Annotated in this window: 1 protein-coding gene; it reads right to left on the bottom strand. The window is 49.6% G+C overall.

All coding sequences use genetic code 11. The features are described 5' to 3' along the window. Window positions 1–16: 16 nt before the first annotated feature. A partial coding sequence (locus RMT89_RS45180) for a VWA-like domain-containing protein (protein ID WP_315889556.1) occupies window positions 17–240 on the bottom strand: 224 nt, incomplete at its 5' end.

Raw genomic sequence — 240 nt, 5'->3', positions numbered from 1 at the left:
CCGAAGCTCCCCCACATCATTCTTGAATGTGGATCACCTTCCCATGTGGGACGATGGCCGTTGGGTTGTTGAACACGATCCAAAGAATTGGAACCATGTCACTTGGCTCAAGTGGTTCCATAGCCTCACAGCCCATATCAGTGAAGATAATCATGGCCTTGGGTCTATTCTTGATGATCCACTTACGAACTGCACGGAGGTCAGTTCCACCACGTCCTACGACTTCCATCTTATCGTAGG

The organism is Streptomyces sp. P17 (genome assembly GCF_032436805.1).
Taxonomy (GTDB): Bacteria; Actinomycetota; Actinomycetes; order Streptomycetales; family Streptomycetaceae; genus Streptomyces.
Note: the sequence above shows the minus strand (reverse complement) of the source record. Positions and strands in the feature narration are given on the sequence as shown.